This is a genomic window from Stenotrophomonas sp. YJH_SMC_69, from assembly GCF_059370495.1.
Genome location: NZ_JCAFTS010000007.1, coordinates 168,870 through 184,801 on the forward strand (window position 1 = coordinate 168,870; position 15,932 = coordinate 184,801).

Annotated in this window: 13 protein-coding genes; 12 read left to right on the plus strand and 1 reads right to left on the minus strand. The window is 67.0% G+C overall.

Annotation, left to right across the window (positions count from 1 at the left end; genetic code table 11):
• Positions 1 to 111 precede the first annotated feature (111 nt).
• The 12 genes from AC5P8F_RS14045 (at position 112) to AC5P8F_RS14100 (ending at position 15,148) form a co-directional block, all read left to right on the plus strand.
• A complete protein-coding gene (locus AC5P8F_RS14045) occupies positions 112 to 879 on the plus strand; it encodes a hypothetical protein (protein WP_049439851.1) in 768 nt (255 codons plus the stop codon).
• A gap of 81 nt (positions 880 to 960) precedes the next feature.
• Complete coding sequence (locus AC5P8F_RS14050) at positions 961 to 1,911, plus strand: acyl-CoA desaturase (RefSeq protein ID WP_049439853.1); 951 nt, start codon at positions 961 to 963, stop codon at positions 1,909 to 1,911.
• A 1-nt stretch (position 1,912) separates the two neighbouring features.
• Positions 1,913 to 3,190 (plus strand): NAD(P)/FAD-dependent oxidoreductase, encoded by a 1,278-nt coding sequence (locus AC5P8F_RS14055; RefSeq protein ID WP_049439856.1) that lies wholly within the window; start codon positions 1,913 to 1,915, stop codon positions 3,188 to 3,190.
• Positions 3,187 to 3,954, plus strand: coding sequence for a DUF1365 domain-containing protein (locus AC5P8F_RS14060; RefSeq protein ID WP_014647127.1), 768 nt, complete (start codon positions 3,187 to 3,189; stop codon positions 3,952 to 3,954). The genes AC5P8F_RS14055 and AC5P8F_RS14060 overlap by 4 nt, the downstream gene beginning before the upstream one ends.
• Complete coding sequence (locus AC5P8F_RS14065; RefSeq protein ID WP_180834686.1) at positions 3,951 to 5,210, plus strand: SAM-dependent methyltransferase; 1,260 nt, start codon at positions 3,951 to 3,953, stop codon at positions 5,208 to 5,210. Before AC5P8F_RS14060 ends, AC5P8F_RS14065 begins: the two co-directional genes overlap by 4 nt.
• A gap of 1 nt (position 5,211) precedes the next feature.
• The gene (locus AC5P8F_RS14070; protein ID WP_014647125.1) at positions 5,212 to 5,757 is read left to right on the plus strand and encodes a DUF2878 domain-containing protein; all 546 of its coding nucleotides are present in this window, start codon (positions 5,212 to 5,214) and stop codon (positions 5,755 to 5,757) included.
• Positions 5,754 to 6,539: a DUF1295 domain-containing protein gene (locus AC5P8F_RS14075; RefSeq protein WP_046430504.1), complete on the plus strand. Its 786-nt coding sequence runs from the start codon at positions 5,754 to 5,756 to the stop codon at positions 6,537 to 6,539. The genes AC5P8F_RS14070 and AC5P8F_RS14075 overlap by 4 nt, the downstream gene beginning before the upstream one ends.
• Positions 6,536 to 7,609 carry an SAM-dependent methyltransferase gene (locus tag AC5P8F_RS14080; RefSeq protein ID WP_100450030.1) on the plus strand — a complete coding sequence of 358 codons (1,074 nt, stop codon included), beginning with the start codon at positions 6,536 to 6,538 and terminating at the stop codon, positions 7,607 to 7,609. Before AC5P8F_RS14075 ends, AC5P8F_RS14080 begins: the two co-directional genes overlap by 4 nt.
• 8 nt (positions 7,610 to 7,617) lie before the next feature.
• Positions 7,618 to 8,151, plus strand: coding sequence for a lipocalin family protein (locus AC5P8F_RS14085; protein ID WP_111206860.1), 534 nt, complete (start codon positions 7,618 to 7,620; stop codon positions 8,149 to 8,151).
• Between the two features lie 306 nt (positions 8,152 to 8,457).
• Positions 8,458 to 11,931, plus strand: coding sequence for an AAA domain-containing protein (locus AC5P8F_RS14090; protein WP_197604993.1), 3,474 nt, complete (start codon positions 8,458 to 8,460; stop codon positions 11,929 to 11,931).
• 266 nt (positions 11,932 to 12,197) lie between these two features.
• On the plus strand, positions 12,198 to 12,824 hold the full coding sequence (locus AC5P8F_RS14095) for a response regulator transcription factor (RefSeq protein WP_046430494.1): 627 nt from the start codon (positions 12,198 to 12,200) through the stop codon (positions 12,822 to 12,824).
• Positions 12,821 to 15,148 carry an ATP-binding protein gene (locus AC5P8F_RS14100; RefSeq protein ID WP_495228411.1) on the plus strand — a complete coding sequence of 776 codons (2,328 nt, stop codon included), beginning with the start codon at positions 12,821 to 12,823 and terminating at the stop codon, positions 15,146 to 15,148. The genes AC5P8F_RS14095 and AC5P8F_RS14100 overlap by 4 nt, the downstream gene beginning before the upstream one ends.
• On the opposite strand, the gene AC5P8F_RS14105 is transcribed toward AC5P8F_RS14100, so the two are convergent.
• Complete coding sequence (locus AC5P8F_RS14105) at positions 15,149 to 15,904, minus strand: SapC family protein (protein WP_032961063.1); 756 nt, start codon at positions 15,902 to 15,904, stop codon at positions 15,149 to 15,151. It abuts the gene before it with no gap.
• Positions 15,905 to 15,932: the final 28 nt, after the last annotated feature.

Here is a 15,932-nt window from a genome sequence, read left to right on the forward strand (position 1 = left end):
AGGTCTGTCCTCTTTACGCGCAGGGGCCGTGATTGGATGCAGCCGCTGCAGGCGCATCCAACCGCCCATCCCCGCCGTATGACCTCAGCCCTCCTTTCCCGGATGAACGCGATGCGTACCGCTTGGCTGCTGCTGTGCCTGCCCCATGTTGCGCTGGCCGCGCCCTGGCTGCGAAGCGAGGGGGTAGCAACGTCGTCGCGCGGCGACCTGCTCTACCGCGAGGTGCACTGGCGACGCGATGCGGCCGAGGGTGCCGAGCGCTGGGTGCTGTACCAATGCGCGGACGGGCGGCCTTTCGCCCGCAAGCACCTGCCGGCCAGCGCGGCCCCACAGGCGCGCGGCTATACCCTGGAGGACCGGCGCAGCGGCCAGAAGGCCGAGGTCGAGGCCGCCAGCGGCAGGGTCTCGATCGCGTGGAAGGAGGATGCCGGCAGCCCACCGGTGCAGCGCGAGCTCGACCTGCCGACCGGCGCGGTCATCGACGCAGGGTTCGACGCGGCGGTGCGCCTGCATTGGCAGGCGCTCATGCGCGGCGAGCGTGTGACCCTGCCCTTCCTGGTCCCAGCGCGGCAGCGCTACTTCCCGGTGCAGGTAAGGCGCATCGGCCCGCAGCGCTGGCAGGGGATCGATGCGCAGTCGATCGAGGTCAGCCTGGACACCTGGTACGGCGGCATCGCGCCACGCCTTGCGCTGGTATACGCCAGCGCTGACCAGCGCCTGCTGGAGTTCCGTGGCACCAGCAACCTGCGCGATCAACGCGGTGCCTATCCACAGGTGACGGTGCGCTTCATCGCCGCAGCGGCTGGTCGCCCCGCCAGCGAATGGCAGCAGGCCTGGGCGCAGCCGCTGACAGATCGCTGCACCGTTACGGCCAGGTGAAATCTAAATTTCCTGCCGCGCTCCGCATCCAGTGGGCCTTCTGCCGCGTAGAGGAAGACACGAAACCCGCCGAGATCCGCCATGGCCTCTGTAGCGCCCCTCCCCCGTCAACGCTGGCGCCTGCTGCGCACGCTGCAGCGCTGGTTCGATACCGGCAACGCCGCAGAGGCCACCGACGAGCGGCCGGGGCGGATCGACTGGGTGCGCGCCGTGCCCTTCGCGCTGATGCACCTGGCCTGCATCGCGGTGATCTGGGTGGGCATCTCGTGGACAGCGGTGATCGTGGCTGCAGCACTCTATGCGGTGCGCATGTTCGCCATCACGGCGTTCTACCACCGCTACTTCTCGCATCGCACCTTCCAGGCATCGCGGCCGGTGCAGTTCGTGTTCGCGGTGATAGGCGCCTCCAGCGTACAGCGCGGGCCGCTGTGGTGGGCCGCCCACCATCGCCACCACCACCGTCACGCCGACCAGCCGCTGGACCCGCACTCCCCCCGTGAGGGCGGCTTCTGGCGCAGCCACATGGGCTGGTTCCTGACCCGCGAGGCCTTTGCCACCGACCTGTCGCGGGTGCCCGACCTAGCGCGCTACCCGGAGCTGCGCTGGCTGGATCGCTTCGATACGGCTGTGCCGGTACTGCTGGCCGCAGCGCTGTATGCACTGGGCGCCGGGTTGGAGCGCTGGGCGCCAGGCTTGCATACCTCCGGCTCGCAATTGCTGGTGTGGGGCTTCTTCATCTCCACCATCGTGCTGTTCCACGCCACGGTCACCATCAATTCGCTGGCCCATCGCTTCGGTCGCCGCCGCTTCGAGACCCGCGATGACAGCCGCAACAATCTCTGGCTGGCGCTGCTCACCTTCGGCGAAGGCTGGCACAACAACCACCACTTCTTCCCGGGCACCGTCCGCCAGGGCTTCCGCTGGTGGGAAGTGGACCTGACCTGGTATGGACTGCGTGCGATGGCGGCGCTTGGGCTGGTCAAAGGGCTCAAGCCGATTCCCGAGTGGGTGCTGGCCAAGGCGAGGTACTGACATGCGCATCGCGATCATCGGTTCGGGCATTGCCGGACTGGCCAGCGCCTGGTGGCTGGACGGCGAACACGACGTCACGCTGTTCGAGGCCAACGACTATCTGGGCGGCCATACCCACACCCACGACGTGCAGGTGGATGGCGTCCGCATGGCGGTGGACACCGGCTTCATCGTGTTCAATCCCCAGCACTACCCGCTGCTGACCGCACTGTTCGACGAGCTGGGCGTCGCCTCGCAGCCGACCACGATGAGCTTCTCGATGCACAGCGAGCGCAGCGGCGTGGAGTACAACGCCACCTCGCTGGATGGCCTGTTCTGCCAGCGCCGCAACCTGGTGTCGCCGCGGTTCTGGGGCATGCTGGCCGACCTGCGCCGGTTCTACCGCGATGCCCCCCTGTTGCTGGCAGAAGACGAGGGCCCAACGTTGGGGCAGTACCTGCGCAGCCAGCGCTACGGCGATGCCTTCATCGACGAGCACCTGCTGCCGATGGCCTCCGCGCTGTGGTCGTCCCCGACGGCCACGGTGATGGACTTCCCGGCGCGCTATCTGGCCCAGTTCATGGCCAACCACCAGATGCTGCAGATGACCGGGCGTGCACCGTGGCGGGTGGTGAGCGGTGGATCGGCCCGCTATGTCGACGCCCTGCGCGCCCGCTGGCGGGTGCATGAGCGGCTGGAGTGCCCGGTACAGTCGGTCGAGCGCATGCCGTGGGGCGCTCGCGTGCACAGCGCGGCCGGCGTGGAAGGCTTCGATGAGGTCATCCTGGCCTGCCACAGCGACCAGGCCCTGGCGCTGCTGCGTGACGCCGACCCCATCGAACGCGACGTGCTCGGCGCCATCCGCTACCAGGCCAACGAAGCGGTGCTGCACACCGACGCGTCATTGCTGCCGCGCAACCGCAAGGCGTGGGCGGCATGGAATGCCCATGTGCCCCGCGACCCTGCTGCGCCCTGCACGGTCAGCTACTGCATGAACCAGCTGCAGGGCCTGCCCGGCAGCACGCCCCTGGTGGTCACGCTCAACCGCAGCGAAGCAATCGACCCCGGCAAGGTGCTGCGCACCCTGCATTATGCGCACCCGGTGCACGACCATGCCGCAGTGCGCGCGCAACAGCGCTGGGCCGAGCTGCAGGGCCGCCGCCACACCTGGTTCGCAGGCGCCTATTGGGGCTGGGGCTTCCATGAGGACGGCATCCGCAGCGCCCGCCGCGTGGTCGATGCACTGCGCACCTGTGAACCGCACCACGTCATGGCGGCTCCCGGCGAGGTGGCCGCATGAGCGCCAGTGCGCTCTACTTCGGGCAGGTGGCGCACCGCAGGCACCTGCCACACCCGCATGCGTTCCGCTATCCGATCGCACAGCTGCTGCTCGACCTGGATGAACTCGACAGCGTGTTCGCCGGGCGCTGGCTGTGGTCGATCAATCGCCGCAATCTGGCCGAGTTCCGTCGCAGCGACTACTTCGGCGATCCCGCGCGGCCCTTGGCCGATGCAGTGCGCGACCACGCTGCATCAACCCTGGGCTACCGGCCCACCGGCCCGGTCCGCCTGCTCACCCATCTGCGCTTCGCCGGTCACGTGTTCAACCCGGTCAGCTTCTACTACTGCTACCGGGCCGATGGCAGCACGCTGGACTGCATCGTCGCCGAGATCACCAACACACCCTGGAAGGAACGTCACGCCTACGTGCTGCCGGTCGCAACGGCCACGCAGGAAGGCACCTCGCTGCGCTGGCGGTTCGACAAATGCTTCCATGTCTCGCCCTTCATGCCGATGGATTGTCATTACGACTGGCGGTTCAACTGCCCTGATGAGGACCTGCGCGTGCACATGCAGGTCTGGCGCGACGGCGCGCGCCAGTTTGATGCCACCCAGGTCATGCAACGACACCCCCTGGATGGCCGCGGGCTGGCCCGCGTCCTGGCCTGCTATCCACTGATGACCACCCAGGTGGTGGCCGCCATCCACTGGCATGCGTTGCGGCTGTGGCTGAAACGCAATCCCGTACACGACCACCCTACCCTTGCCGAGAAACCGCGATGAATTCGATGATTCCTTCGGTCGCGCTGCCGCGCCCCGGCGCATTGGATGCCTTCCTGCGCCGCCGCCTGCTGGCCCAGCTCGCCCCGATGCGCGACGGCCGCCTGTGCGTGCGCGACGCGCTGGGCGAAGTCTGGTTGGGCGATGCCCGCGGTGAGCTGCATGTCACCGTCACCATCGAGGACCCGGCGTTCTATCGCAAGGTGGCGGCCCAGGGCAGCGTCGGCGCCGGCGAAAGCTACATACATGGCGAATGGCGCTGTGACGACCTGGTCGCCCTGATCCGGCTGCTCGTGCGCAACCGCGATCTGCTCGACAGCATGGAACACGGCCCGGCGCGCGTGGGAGGCTGGCTGCTGCGCGGCTGGAACCGCCTGCGCCGCAACAGCCGTGAAGGCAGCCGCCGCAACATCGCCGCGCACTACGACCTCGGCAACGACTTCTTCGCCCTGTTCCTGTCACCGGACCTGATGTACTCCTCGGCCCTGTTCGCCGAAGAAGGCGAGTCGCTGGAATCCGCCTCGCGGCGCAAGCTGAACCGCATCTGCCAGCAGCTGCAGCTCAAGCCGGGCGACCGCGTGGTGGAGATCGGTACCGGCTGGGGTGGTTTTGCGCTGCACGCGGCGCAGCACTACGGCTGCCACGTCACCACAACCACGATCTCCGCCGAGCAGCATGCACTGGCCAGCGAGCGCGTCCGCGTCGCCGGGCTGCAGGACAAGGTCACGCTGTTGATGCAGGACTACCGCGACCTGCAGGGCCAGTTCGACAAGCTGGTATCGATCGAGATGATCGAAGCCATCGGCGCCGAATACCTGGACACCTACATGGCAACGCTGCAGCGCCTGCTCAAGCCCGATGGTGTCGCCCTGCTGCAGGCCATCACCATCGAAGATCACCGCTACGAGCAGGCACGGCGCAGCGTCGACTACATCAAGCGCTATGTGTTTCCGGGCAGCTTCATTCCGTCGATCAACGCGATCATGGCGGCCAAGACCCGATCCAGTGACCTGCAGCTGGTCGCCCAGCAGGATTTCGGCCACTCCTACGCACTGACCCTGCGCGCCTGGCGCCAACGCTTCCTTGCCCAGCTGCCCGCTGTGCAGGCACAGGGCTTTGATACGCGCTTCTGCCGGATGTGGGAGTTCTACCTGGCCTATTGCGAGGGCGGCTTCCTGGAGCGTTCGATCGGCGTTTCGCATCTGCTGCTGGCGCGCCCCGGGCATCGTCCCGCTGGCGCATCGGGTCAAGGCGGCTGAGGTGCGCCGGTTCTGGGCCAATCTGCTTGGCAACCAGCTGGTCTGGCTGTGCGCCGTGGCCGGCGCCGGGCGCGGCTGGCAATGGCCGGCGCTGCTGGCAGCGTCGCTCTACATCGGCAGCCAGCTGCTGACCTCGCCGCAACCTCGGCTGGATCTTCGGCTGATGCTGTTGGCGCTGGCCTGCGCGTGGCTGGTCGACGCCAGTGCCGCCGCCAGCGGCACCGTACGCTACGCCGCGGCCCCGCTGGGCTGGACGCCACCCCTTTGGATCATGGCGTTGTGGGCCGCGTTTGCGATGACGCTGACCACTTCGATGCGCTTCCTGCTTCGCCACCCTGCCCTGCCAGCCGCGTTCGGCCTGCTGCTGGCCCCGCTGGCCTATCTCTCCGCAGCGCGCGGTTTCGATGCGGTTCGATTCACTACGCCGCTGTGGCAAGGCCTGCTGGTACTGGGGGTGGGCTGGAGCATCGCGCTTTCGCTGCTGTGCATGGCCGCTCGTCGCGGCTCCCGCACCATCCCGCCGCCCTTGGCCGGAGCGCCGTCATGATCAATCTGGTGTGGGTACTGCTGTATGCCGTGCTTGTGATGAGCTGGGGCTGGGCCTGGCAGCGGCGCCACCGCAACATCGGCGTGGTCGATGTGCTCTGGGCCAAGGGCGTGGGTGCTTCGGCCCTGTTGCTGGCGTGGCTCGGCGATGGTGCGGCGGCGCCACGGATTGCACTGGGCGTGCTCGGTGGCCTGTGGGGCAGCCGACTGGCACTGCACCTGTGGCATCGGGTCCGCCATGAACAGGAAGACGGTCGCTACCGTTATCTGCGCGAGTACTGGCAAGGGCATCAAGCCAAGATCTTCGGCTTTTTCATGGCCCAGGCACTGCTGGTCGTGCTGTTCGCCCTGCCCTTCGTCGCGGTGGCTGCCAATCCACAGACCAGCATGACGTTGTGGGTCGTGGCCGCCGCACTCGTCTGGCTGCTGAGCGTCGGCGGCGAGAGCCTGGCCGACCATCAGCTGGCCCGGTTCCGCGCGAATCCGGCAAACCAGGGTCGCACCTGCCGCGCCGGGCTCTGGCGTTACTCCCGCCACCCCAACTACTTCTTCGAGTGGCTGCACTGGTTCAGCTATGTCCTGCTCGCGGTCGGCTCGCCGCTGTGGTGGCTGGCGTGGTCCGGCCCGCTGCTGATGTATGTGTTCCTGCGCTACCTGAGCGGCATTCCGTTCACCGAAAAGCAGGCGCTGCGCAGCCGCGGCGACGATTACCGCGCCTACCAGCGCAGCACGCCGATGTTCTTCCCCTGGTTCCCTCGTCCTTCCAAGGAGCATTCCGCATGAGCGCGATTCCGTCACTGACCCCGGCCGACGACGCGGAAACCGGGCTGATCGCCTGGGCCGAACGCGGCCTGGTTCCCGATGCCGCGCTGCGCGCCGGCATCCGTCGCCTGTGCGCGCAACGCCTGCACGAGGAAATGCTGGGCGGTATCGAAGCACAGTCCGCACGCTTCGGCCGTCGCATCGCCGAGCTGGCCGACAGCCCGCTCGCGCTGCATACCGACGCGGCCAACCGCCAGCACTATGAGGTTCCGGCGGCCTTCTTCCAGGCCTGCCTGGGCAGGCGCCTGAAGTACAGCAGCTGCTACTACCCCACCGGGCGCGAAACGCTGGACCAGGCGGAGGACGCCATGCTGGAGCTGTACGGCCAGCGCGCCGGACTGGCCGATGGCCAGCAGATCCTCGAACTGGGCTGCGGCTGGGGTTCGCTGACCCTGTGGATGGCCGAGCGCTATCCCACCGCCGCGATCACCGCCGTGTCCAATTCGCACAGCCAGCGCCAGCACATCATGGCGCAGTGCCAGGCCCGGGGGCTGCACAACGTCGAGGTGATCACCCGCGACGTCAACCAGCTCGAGCTGCCAACCGCACGCTTCGACCGCTGCGTCTCGGTGGAAATGTTCGAGCATGTGCGCAACTACGAGCGCCTGCTGGCGCGCATCAGCCAGTGGCTGAAGCCCGACGGCGCGCTGTTCGTGCACATCTTCGCCCACCGCACGCTGATGTACCCGTTCGAGACCGAGGGCGGCGACAACTGGATGGGCCGCCATTTCTTCACTGGTGGCCTGATGCCGGCGGCCGACACGCTGCTGCATTTCCAGCGCGACCTGCGGCTTGACCAGCGCTGGTTGCTGGACGGCACCCACTACCAGCGCACGGCCGACCACTGGCTGGCCAACCAGGATGCAGCACGCGAGGCGGTGATGCCGGTGCTGGTCGCGACCTACGGCCAGGCCGCCGCGAAGATCTGGTGGCAGCGCTGGCGCATGTTCTGGATGGCATGCGCCGAGCTGTTCGGCTACGACGACGGCCAGCAGTGGCTGGTCGCCCACTATCTGTTCCGCCCCCGTTGAGGTGTGACATGCGCATGCGCTCGCTGCTTCCCCTGCTGGCATTGAGCCTGTTTGGTTCCGGCTGCAGTTCCACCGATACCCGTCCCCTGCCCCGCCCGCCCTCAGTGGACGTGCCACGCTTCATGGGCGACTGGTATGTGATCGCCCACATCCCCTCATGGCCGGAGCGCAAAGCTTTCGACGCGGTGGAGAGCTACGCATTGAAGCCCGACGGGCGCATCCAGACCACCTTCACCTATCGCAAGGGCAGCTTCGACGCCCCCCAGAAGTCGATGCACCCTGTTGGACGGGTCGAGAAGGACGGCAACGGCGCCATCTGGGGCATGCAGTTCATCTGGCCGATCCAGGCCGAGTATGTGATTGCCTGGCTGCGCGATGACTACGGCCAGACCATCGTCGCGCGCAGCAAGCGCGACTACGTGTGGTACATGGCACGCACGCCACAGGTGTCCGAGAGCGACTACCAGCAGGCCGTGCAGCGCATCGCGGCCATGGGTTACGACACCGCAAAGCTGAGGCGCGTGCCGCAGTCGGTGCGCTGAGCCATCGGTCATCCCCACGCAGCACCTGCTGACGGCAGGGCGTGTCGACATCTGCTTGCGCCGGATGTCGCATTCATCACCGCTGCCGCATTGTTCATCCGGCACGCGCGCAGCCGCTGCCGGACCCGTGCGTACAGCAACGCCGCACCTGCCCTGCCTGCAGTAGCTGGCGCTGGGGTCGCGAACACTCAAGACTCGACCGCGGCGGCCGCTAATGGCCAATGCAGGGCTGTGCGCGCCGGCCACAATGGCCGACGAAGGGTGCATTCCGGTCGTGGCCGATTTCACAATGGAAGGAACAGGCAGTTGAAGGAAGAACGACGCAACACGTTGCAGGCCAGTCATCGCGCGATCCTCAGCTTCTGGCACAGGGTTGAGTTCTTCATACCCTACGATCTGCAGGGCCAGGTCCTTGAGTCGAAGGACGCGGACTGGAGCGTACGGCAGCTGTCCAGGGATCAGCTCGAGCGATTGGACCCGAAGGATCTGTGGTCCCCACCCCTGCCATTCGGTCGCGGGCTGAGCGGATTCGATGTCTACCTCGGCATATTCGACAAAGCCCAGCTGGCCGATATCACCCAGCGGGTACTGGCTGAGACGCCAAGCGGAGACGAGTCGCTGGAACAGGACGAACGGGCCGAACTGGAAGGCCTGACCTGCGCGGCCAGCCTGCGGGCAAGCGCCGAGGGCGTGCTGCAGCTGGGTGAAATCTCGGTATCGACCGTTCCGTGGGCACTGGGCACGATCTCCAGGCGTGGCTTGCAGGGCCTGGACTTCGATGCCTTCCAGGCAAGCCTTGAAGCACTCAAGCGCGACGTAGCAACGTTCCGCAGCGCCGCTGCCACCCCCGCCGGACAGGGTGAGGGCCCAACGCCCTGCAGCCCCGACGACCTGTTGCGCCTGCTCGACATCCTGTGCAACTGGTCGGGTCATGACCCTTCCGCGGGCGACGCGTCCGCTCCGCTGCTGGTCATCCGGGCGAAAAGCGTTGAAGACAAGCCGAAGCCGGAACGGGCAGCAAAAGCCACACCCCCAGGGCCGGACAACGAGCCAACGGCGGAAGCGGACGACGTCGAGGACGACGAGGCCCAGCCCGAAGAGGACGCGGAGATCAGCATCCTCAACAGTTTCTTCGTCGAGGATATCGCGCGGGCCATCGGCGCACTCGACCAGGGCAAGGCCAGTGCGCCGCTACGCGCCTATCTGAGCCCATTGCCTGAAAGCCGACGCGAAGACCTTTACACCCCAGAAGGCCATGCGCTGATTGCCGACCGGCTGCGCCCGCGCCACATCAATCGGGGCCACTGGCCCGGCGATCCTGCACACACGATGAGCCTGATGCAGCAGTTCGCTGTGAACAGCATCTTCGAGCAGGTGCGCGATTCAGGCATCTTCTCGGTCAATGGCCCGCCCGGAACCGGGAAGACCACGCTGTTGCGTGAGGTCTTCGCTGAGAACATCGTGCGGCGTGCACGTGCATTGTCACAGTACGCGACGCCAGCCGCTGCGCTCGGCCCAGCCCGCGAAGTGAACTTCGAAGGTGAGAAGCCGTGCAGGGTCTCGCCACTGAAGGCCGACCTGACCGGCTTCGAGATGGTGGTCGCATCGTCGAACAATGCCGCCGTGGAGAATATTTCGCGTGACCTGCCGAAGAGCCGGTCACTGGGCAAGCCCGGAGGGTCGCGCTGGCGCAACAGCACAGGGGACGTGACCTTCGACTACCTGCGGCCACTGGCCCGCAACCTGCTCGAATGGAACGGCAGGGGCGCCTATGAACGACCGGCGGCAGACAGCGATGCCTGGGGGTTGATCAGCTGCGCGCTGGGCAGGAAGGCCAACCGCGAGGCACTTGTGCGGGCCATCAGCAGGAGCGCCCCAAAAGATGGCAAAACCCCGAAGGGCTACGACCGCGCCCGCCACCAGTCGCTCTGGGAGTGGCGGGACAACCCAGCAGCCATGAGCTTCCAGCAGGCCAGGCAGGCGTTCGGCAAGGCCGATGCGATCGTCAATGGCCTGGTCGAAAAGCTGGATCGGCTTGCCTCGCTCAGCCGTGAAATCAGCGGCAACGATGAGGAGAGCTTCTGCCGGCAAACGACTTCTCAGCTTCGCGATGCACAGCGCGCGCATGAGGAAGCTGCACAGCAGTGCCGTGCACTCGAGAGCCAGCGCAGCAGATCCGATGAACAGCTCGCCCTGCTCAAGGCGCAACGCATCCTGCTCAGGGAAGAGAAGCCTGGCTGGTGGGCCCGCATCTTTGACCGGCAGCGCGCGCACAGCCATGCGGCCGCAATGGTGCAGAACGCAGATCATCAGCACCGATGGACCCAGCGCGAGCTCGAACTCGGGACGCAATGTGATACGGCGCAACAGCACCTGGGCCAAACCGCGAGCACCCTGGCCGAGGCATCGGCCGCCGCGCAGGCACGGGCGCAGCAATGGGCTGGAATGACGCAACAGCTCGAACAACTGAAAGCCGAATTCGGCACCGCGTCCCATCCCGCCAACGCGGCCGAACTGGAAGGTCAGGACTGGCAGATCAAGGGAGTCTGGAACAGCGAGCAGCTCAACGAGCAGCGCGCCAATCTCTTCGTGGCGGCACTGCAGCTTCACCAGGCCTGGCTGCACGAAGTGGTGCAGAAGGGCGGCGGCTTCGCCCAGAACGTCATTGCACTGTGCCACCTGCTGAGTGGCAAGCGGCTGCAGGAGCCACGCGATGCGCTGGCCATCTGGCAGAGCCTGTTCATGATCGTGCCGGTTGTCTCCAGCACGTTCGCCTCGGTCGCACGCCAGTTCCGACATCTGGGGCCGGACTCGATCGGCTGGCTGTTCATCGATGAAGCTGGCCAGGCCGTGCCGCAGGCGGCAGTCGGTGCACTGCTGCGCTCCAGGCGCGCGGTCGTGGTGGGTGATCCGCTACAGATCGAGCCGGTGTTCACCGTGCCGGTCAAGCTGCTGCAGGCGCTGGGCCGAACCAGCGCACTGCCCGCAGGCGTGAACGTCTCGCCCGACAAGACCTCCGTACAGGTACTGGCCGACGAGGCCAACCCGCTCGGTGCCCGCATGGAGTCCGGCGGCTCGCCGCTCTGGATCGGCAGTCCGCTGCGCGTGCATCGTCGCTGCGTCGAACCGATGTTCTCCATTGCCAACACGATTGCCTACGAGGGGAAGATGATCTTCTCCAACCCCTGGGAACCCAGTGCGGCGCGGCCACCCGCCGACAGCCTGGACATCGGCAGCAGCGCCTGGGTACACGCCCCCGGCCGCACCAGCGACAAGCAGGTCGTGCCGTGCCAGATCGACCTGGTGCAGCAGGCGTTGGCCGCGCTCTATCACAGCACCGGAAGCCTTCCCCCGGTCTACATCATTTCGCCCTTCAAGCGCATCAAGAATGCCCTGCTCGAGCGACTGCGGAGCCAGGACGCCTGGCTTGGCCCGGACGCCCCACCCGGCACGCAGGCGCCACGCACCACCGAACTGCGCACGTGGTGCAGGGAGCGCGTCGGCACCGTGCACACCTTCCAGGGCAAGGAGGAAAGCATTGTCTGGATGGTCCTGGGCTGCGACACGGACACGGTGGGCGCGGCGCACTGGGCCTCCAGCAAGCCCAATCTGCTCAACGTCGCCGTCACCCGTGCCCAGCACCGCTGCTTCCTGATCGGAGACACCGCACTCTGGGGCGGCCTGCGCCACTTCTCAGACGCCCATGCCAAACAGTTGCCCCGCATCACCCCGGCGCAGTTCCTGGGTCGCATGTCGATCCCCCGCGTGCAGACTCGATAGCCCTGCCCTGCCCTGACGGCGTCAACCAGTCAGGTCACGGGCGCAGGGTCACGCCAGCGTGACGCGTCACATTAATGGTTCCGGCAGCCACGACGGGACGCCTGCAGCACCCCATCCATTTACGTCACGAATGCGTAAGCCCCGGCCGATCAACTGCGTCCATCGATCTTTAGGAATAGTCGTAAAAACGCAACGAATTCGATGTTCGACGCGACAGCGGCGCCAGAATGGCGGCCACGCCCATGGGCGCCGACCACCTCCCGCGCATGAATGGATTTCCTGCACCGCGTCGGCTTCGCCTGGCGCTCCTGGACGATCACGAAGTCGTCCGTCGCGGCACCGCCCTGCACCTGTCAGGCGATCTCCGCTTCGACATCGTCGCCAGCCACGGTTGCAGCAACGAACTGCTCTGCAGCCTGCAACGCACACCAGTGGATGTGGCCATCATCGATCTCACGCTTGCCCGTGACGACCTGGGTAGCCTTGAGCTGGTTGCGCTGCTGCGCCGGGAATTCCCGCGCACGCCATTGCTGGCCTTCGCCACGCTCTGCCCCACCACCAACCTCAACAGCCTGATCGATGCCGGACTCCACGGATTCGTCAGCAAGGCCGAACCGCTTGCTGCATTGTCCGACGCCATCGTACGTGTTTCCCAGGGCCTGACCCGGGTTCCACCGGACGTCAGGCTGGCCGGCGACCGCGGCGAGCTCAGCCGCAACGAGCGCGAAGTGCTGGGCCTGCTGCTGGAAGGCTTGACGGTCTCCGAGATCGCATTGCGGCGGCACCGCAGCATCAAGACTGTCAGCACGCAGAAGGTTGCTGTGCTGCGCAAGCTGGGATTGCGCAGCGACGTGGAAATCTACGCACTGCGCGAACGACTGGAGACACCGTGAGGCGCCAGCCGCCGTTGCGCCGCCGCTTCCTCTCCACGGGGCTGCTGGCGCTCCTTCTCCTGCCGGCTGCCTCGGCCGAAGATATCCGCTCGCCACGCTGGCTGCCGGGCAGCACTGTACGGGTCGCCACGACTCCCTCCCTGCGCCCCCTGCCCGCGGCCCTGGCCGATCCGTCATCACCGCCAACGCTCGCCCATGGCTATGCCAACCTGGTGGCGCGGCACGCCCAATTCCGTTTCCTGGAACACCCCTACCCGACAACCGCCGCATCAATCCTCGCTGTATGCCATCACGAGGCTGACCTGGTCATGGTGTTTGGCGACGCAAGGCACCAGCCGCTGCCCTGCCCCGGCCTTGCCGCGTCCACCGCATTCCGTGGCGGCGCCACCCTGTTGGCCGGACGCGCCGGCGAGTGGCTGCCACGGGAGATGCGCGAACTCGACGGCCGGGTCATCGCCGTCGTTGAAGGCGGGCCCTACGCCAGCTGGCTGCACGCGCATCACCCGCAGGTCCGGCTGCGGCAGCTGCCAGACCGGCATGCAGCACTGGCGGCAGTCGAAAGCGGGCTGGCGGACGTGGCGATTGGCCTGGAGCCCACGCTGCGCCCCCTGGTTCGACGCCATTTCAATGGCAGCCTGCGCTTGCAGCCGTTCGATAGCGGCTTCTCCACCGACCTTTACCTGCTGGTTCGCCGGGAAGACCAGCAACTGCTTGGGCGCATCGAACAGGCATTGCGGGAGATCACACTGGAAGAGCACGCAGGCCTGCTCCACCTATGGGCAGGCCAGACCCTGCCTGCCGCGGCCGGGAATGCACTGGACTGGATGCAGGCGTCGCCCCCGCGCGGGTGGCTGCTGCTGGCCCCACTGCTGATTGCCCTGCCGCTGCTGTGGCTCGCAATGCGCCACCTGCGGGCGCGCGGTGACCGAAGCAGCGCGCATGCCATCGGCGTGATCAGCCACGAGATGCGCAACTCGGCGCAGGTCGTGCTGACCTCGATCGAGCTGCTGGGGCAATCGACATTGCCCAAGGGCGAGCGTGACCTGCTCGCCGCTGCCAGCAGCGCCAGCCAATCCCTGCGCAGCCTGTTGAATCGCGCACTGGATTTTTCGCGCCTTGCGAGCGGCGCTTTCAAGCCGCATGCGCAACCCTGCGATGCAACCCAGCTGTGCCGGCAGGCTCTGGAGGCGATCCGGCCACAGGCCCAGCGGAAAGGCCTGCAGCTGCATCTCGATGCCCAGGGCGCATCCCCGTCGAACATCCTGGTGGACGCCGATGCGCTACGCCAGATTGCCAGCAATCTGTTGGCGAACGCAGTGAAGTTCAGCGATTCCGGCCGCATCGAGCTGCGCCTGCAACTGATGCCGGCGGCGCGTCCTCGGGCGCTGCTGCTGGAGGTGATCGACAGCGGCATCGGCATCGCGCCGGCGCAGGTAGCCACCCTGTTCCAGCCTTTCCAGCAAGGCAGCAGCGGACAGCGGCGTGGCGGAAGTGGGCTGGGGCTTTCCATCGCGCGCGAGCTGGCCCGCGCAATGGGCGGCGACCTCACCGTGCACAGCGTGCTGGGCCGTGGCAGTCGCTTCATCCTGCGCCTGCCGGTGTGCCCGGCTGGCACCGGCGTGGATGCCCAGGACATGCCCGTGGGCGATACGCCACTGGCCGGACTGCACCTGCTGCTGGTCGAGGACCACGAGCTCAATCGCCACGTGATCGCCGAACAGCTGCGGCGCTGGGGCGCAGAGGTGTGCGCCGTGAAAGATGCGGCCAGTGCCCTGGCCGAACAGGCACGACAGCCCCGCTCCGTTGCTCTGATCGACATTGGGTTGCCTGGCGCCGATGGTCACGTGCTGGCGCGCGAGCTACGCGGGTCTGCCGGGCGCACCGTTCGCCTGATCGCATTGTCTGCCCGCACCGGACGGCGTCATCGCGCACGCTGCCACCGCTCGGGCTTCGACGCGGTGCTGGCCAAGCCGCTGCGCGCCGCCCAGCTGCTGCCTGCGCTCGACATTGCGCGACCAGAGGGCCTGGGCGCAGCCGCGCAGACGATTGACATGGACGCGGCCTACATCGCCGACATCCACGATGAGCTCGGCAACATGGAGCGGGTTATTGATCGAGCGGATGCATCGGCACTGGGCCATCACGCGCACCGATTGCAGGGCACGCTGCAGATGCTGGGCCAATGCGAGCATGCGGCCATCGCGGCGGAGCTGGTCGACCTGGCGCATGACGCCGCGCCGGACTGGGCCGATGCGCGGCGCCTGCTGGACGTGCTGAAGGCCGGACAGGGCTCCCGCCCAGCGGGAACCCTGCCAATGCCTTGATCAGGCGGCCAGGCGCTCGACCTGGCGACGGGTCAGGTCATTGAAGCGACCCAGCGACATCAGGTGCTGGTGGATCAGTGCCAGCCAGCCGCTGCGGTGCCACTCGACCACGGTGGCTTCCGGCAGCGCAACGAACTTCTCGACGTCCACCACCAGGAAGCCATTGAGGTTGAACTCGCGGCCATCCGGGGTACGCACGGTGGCGTTGCGCTCGACCAGCAGGCCGTTGTCGGTCAGGGCCTTGGAGAAGGCCAGGGTCTGTTCGTGCTCGCGGGTGTACTGGCCGCAGAACTCCAGCGCCTGCTGCACCATTTCGGTGGCCTTGCCGTCAACGAACAGCGGCTGGCCTTCCTCGCCGCCCTTGACCACGCGCGGGCTTTCTTCGTCGATGCCCAGCAGGAAGTCATTCTCCGCGCCGGTGTCGATGAAGATGAAGGGGTGGCGGCGCAGGTAGGCCGGAATATAGGCCTCGTCTTCCCACAGGCCGTCCTTGATGAACAGGTTCTGGTCGGACACGCCGACGGCAGCCATCGGAACCGCACCGGGGCCGGCGAACAGGATCGGGAAATGATGCAGCGCCAGCGAGAACTCGCCCAGCACCAGCGGAATGGCGTTGTTGCCGGCGGCGAACTCGAGCTTGCCCGGCAGGATGCGCAGATCGGCGTGCACATCGGCCTGCAGCGGCACCGGACGGGTATAGAACAGGGGAGCGCCGCTCGGCGCCGCTTCGGTGGTGGTGTCGCTGGTGGTGGTCATCTTGGGAACCGTTCGATCATGCGCGCCT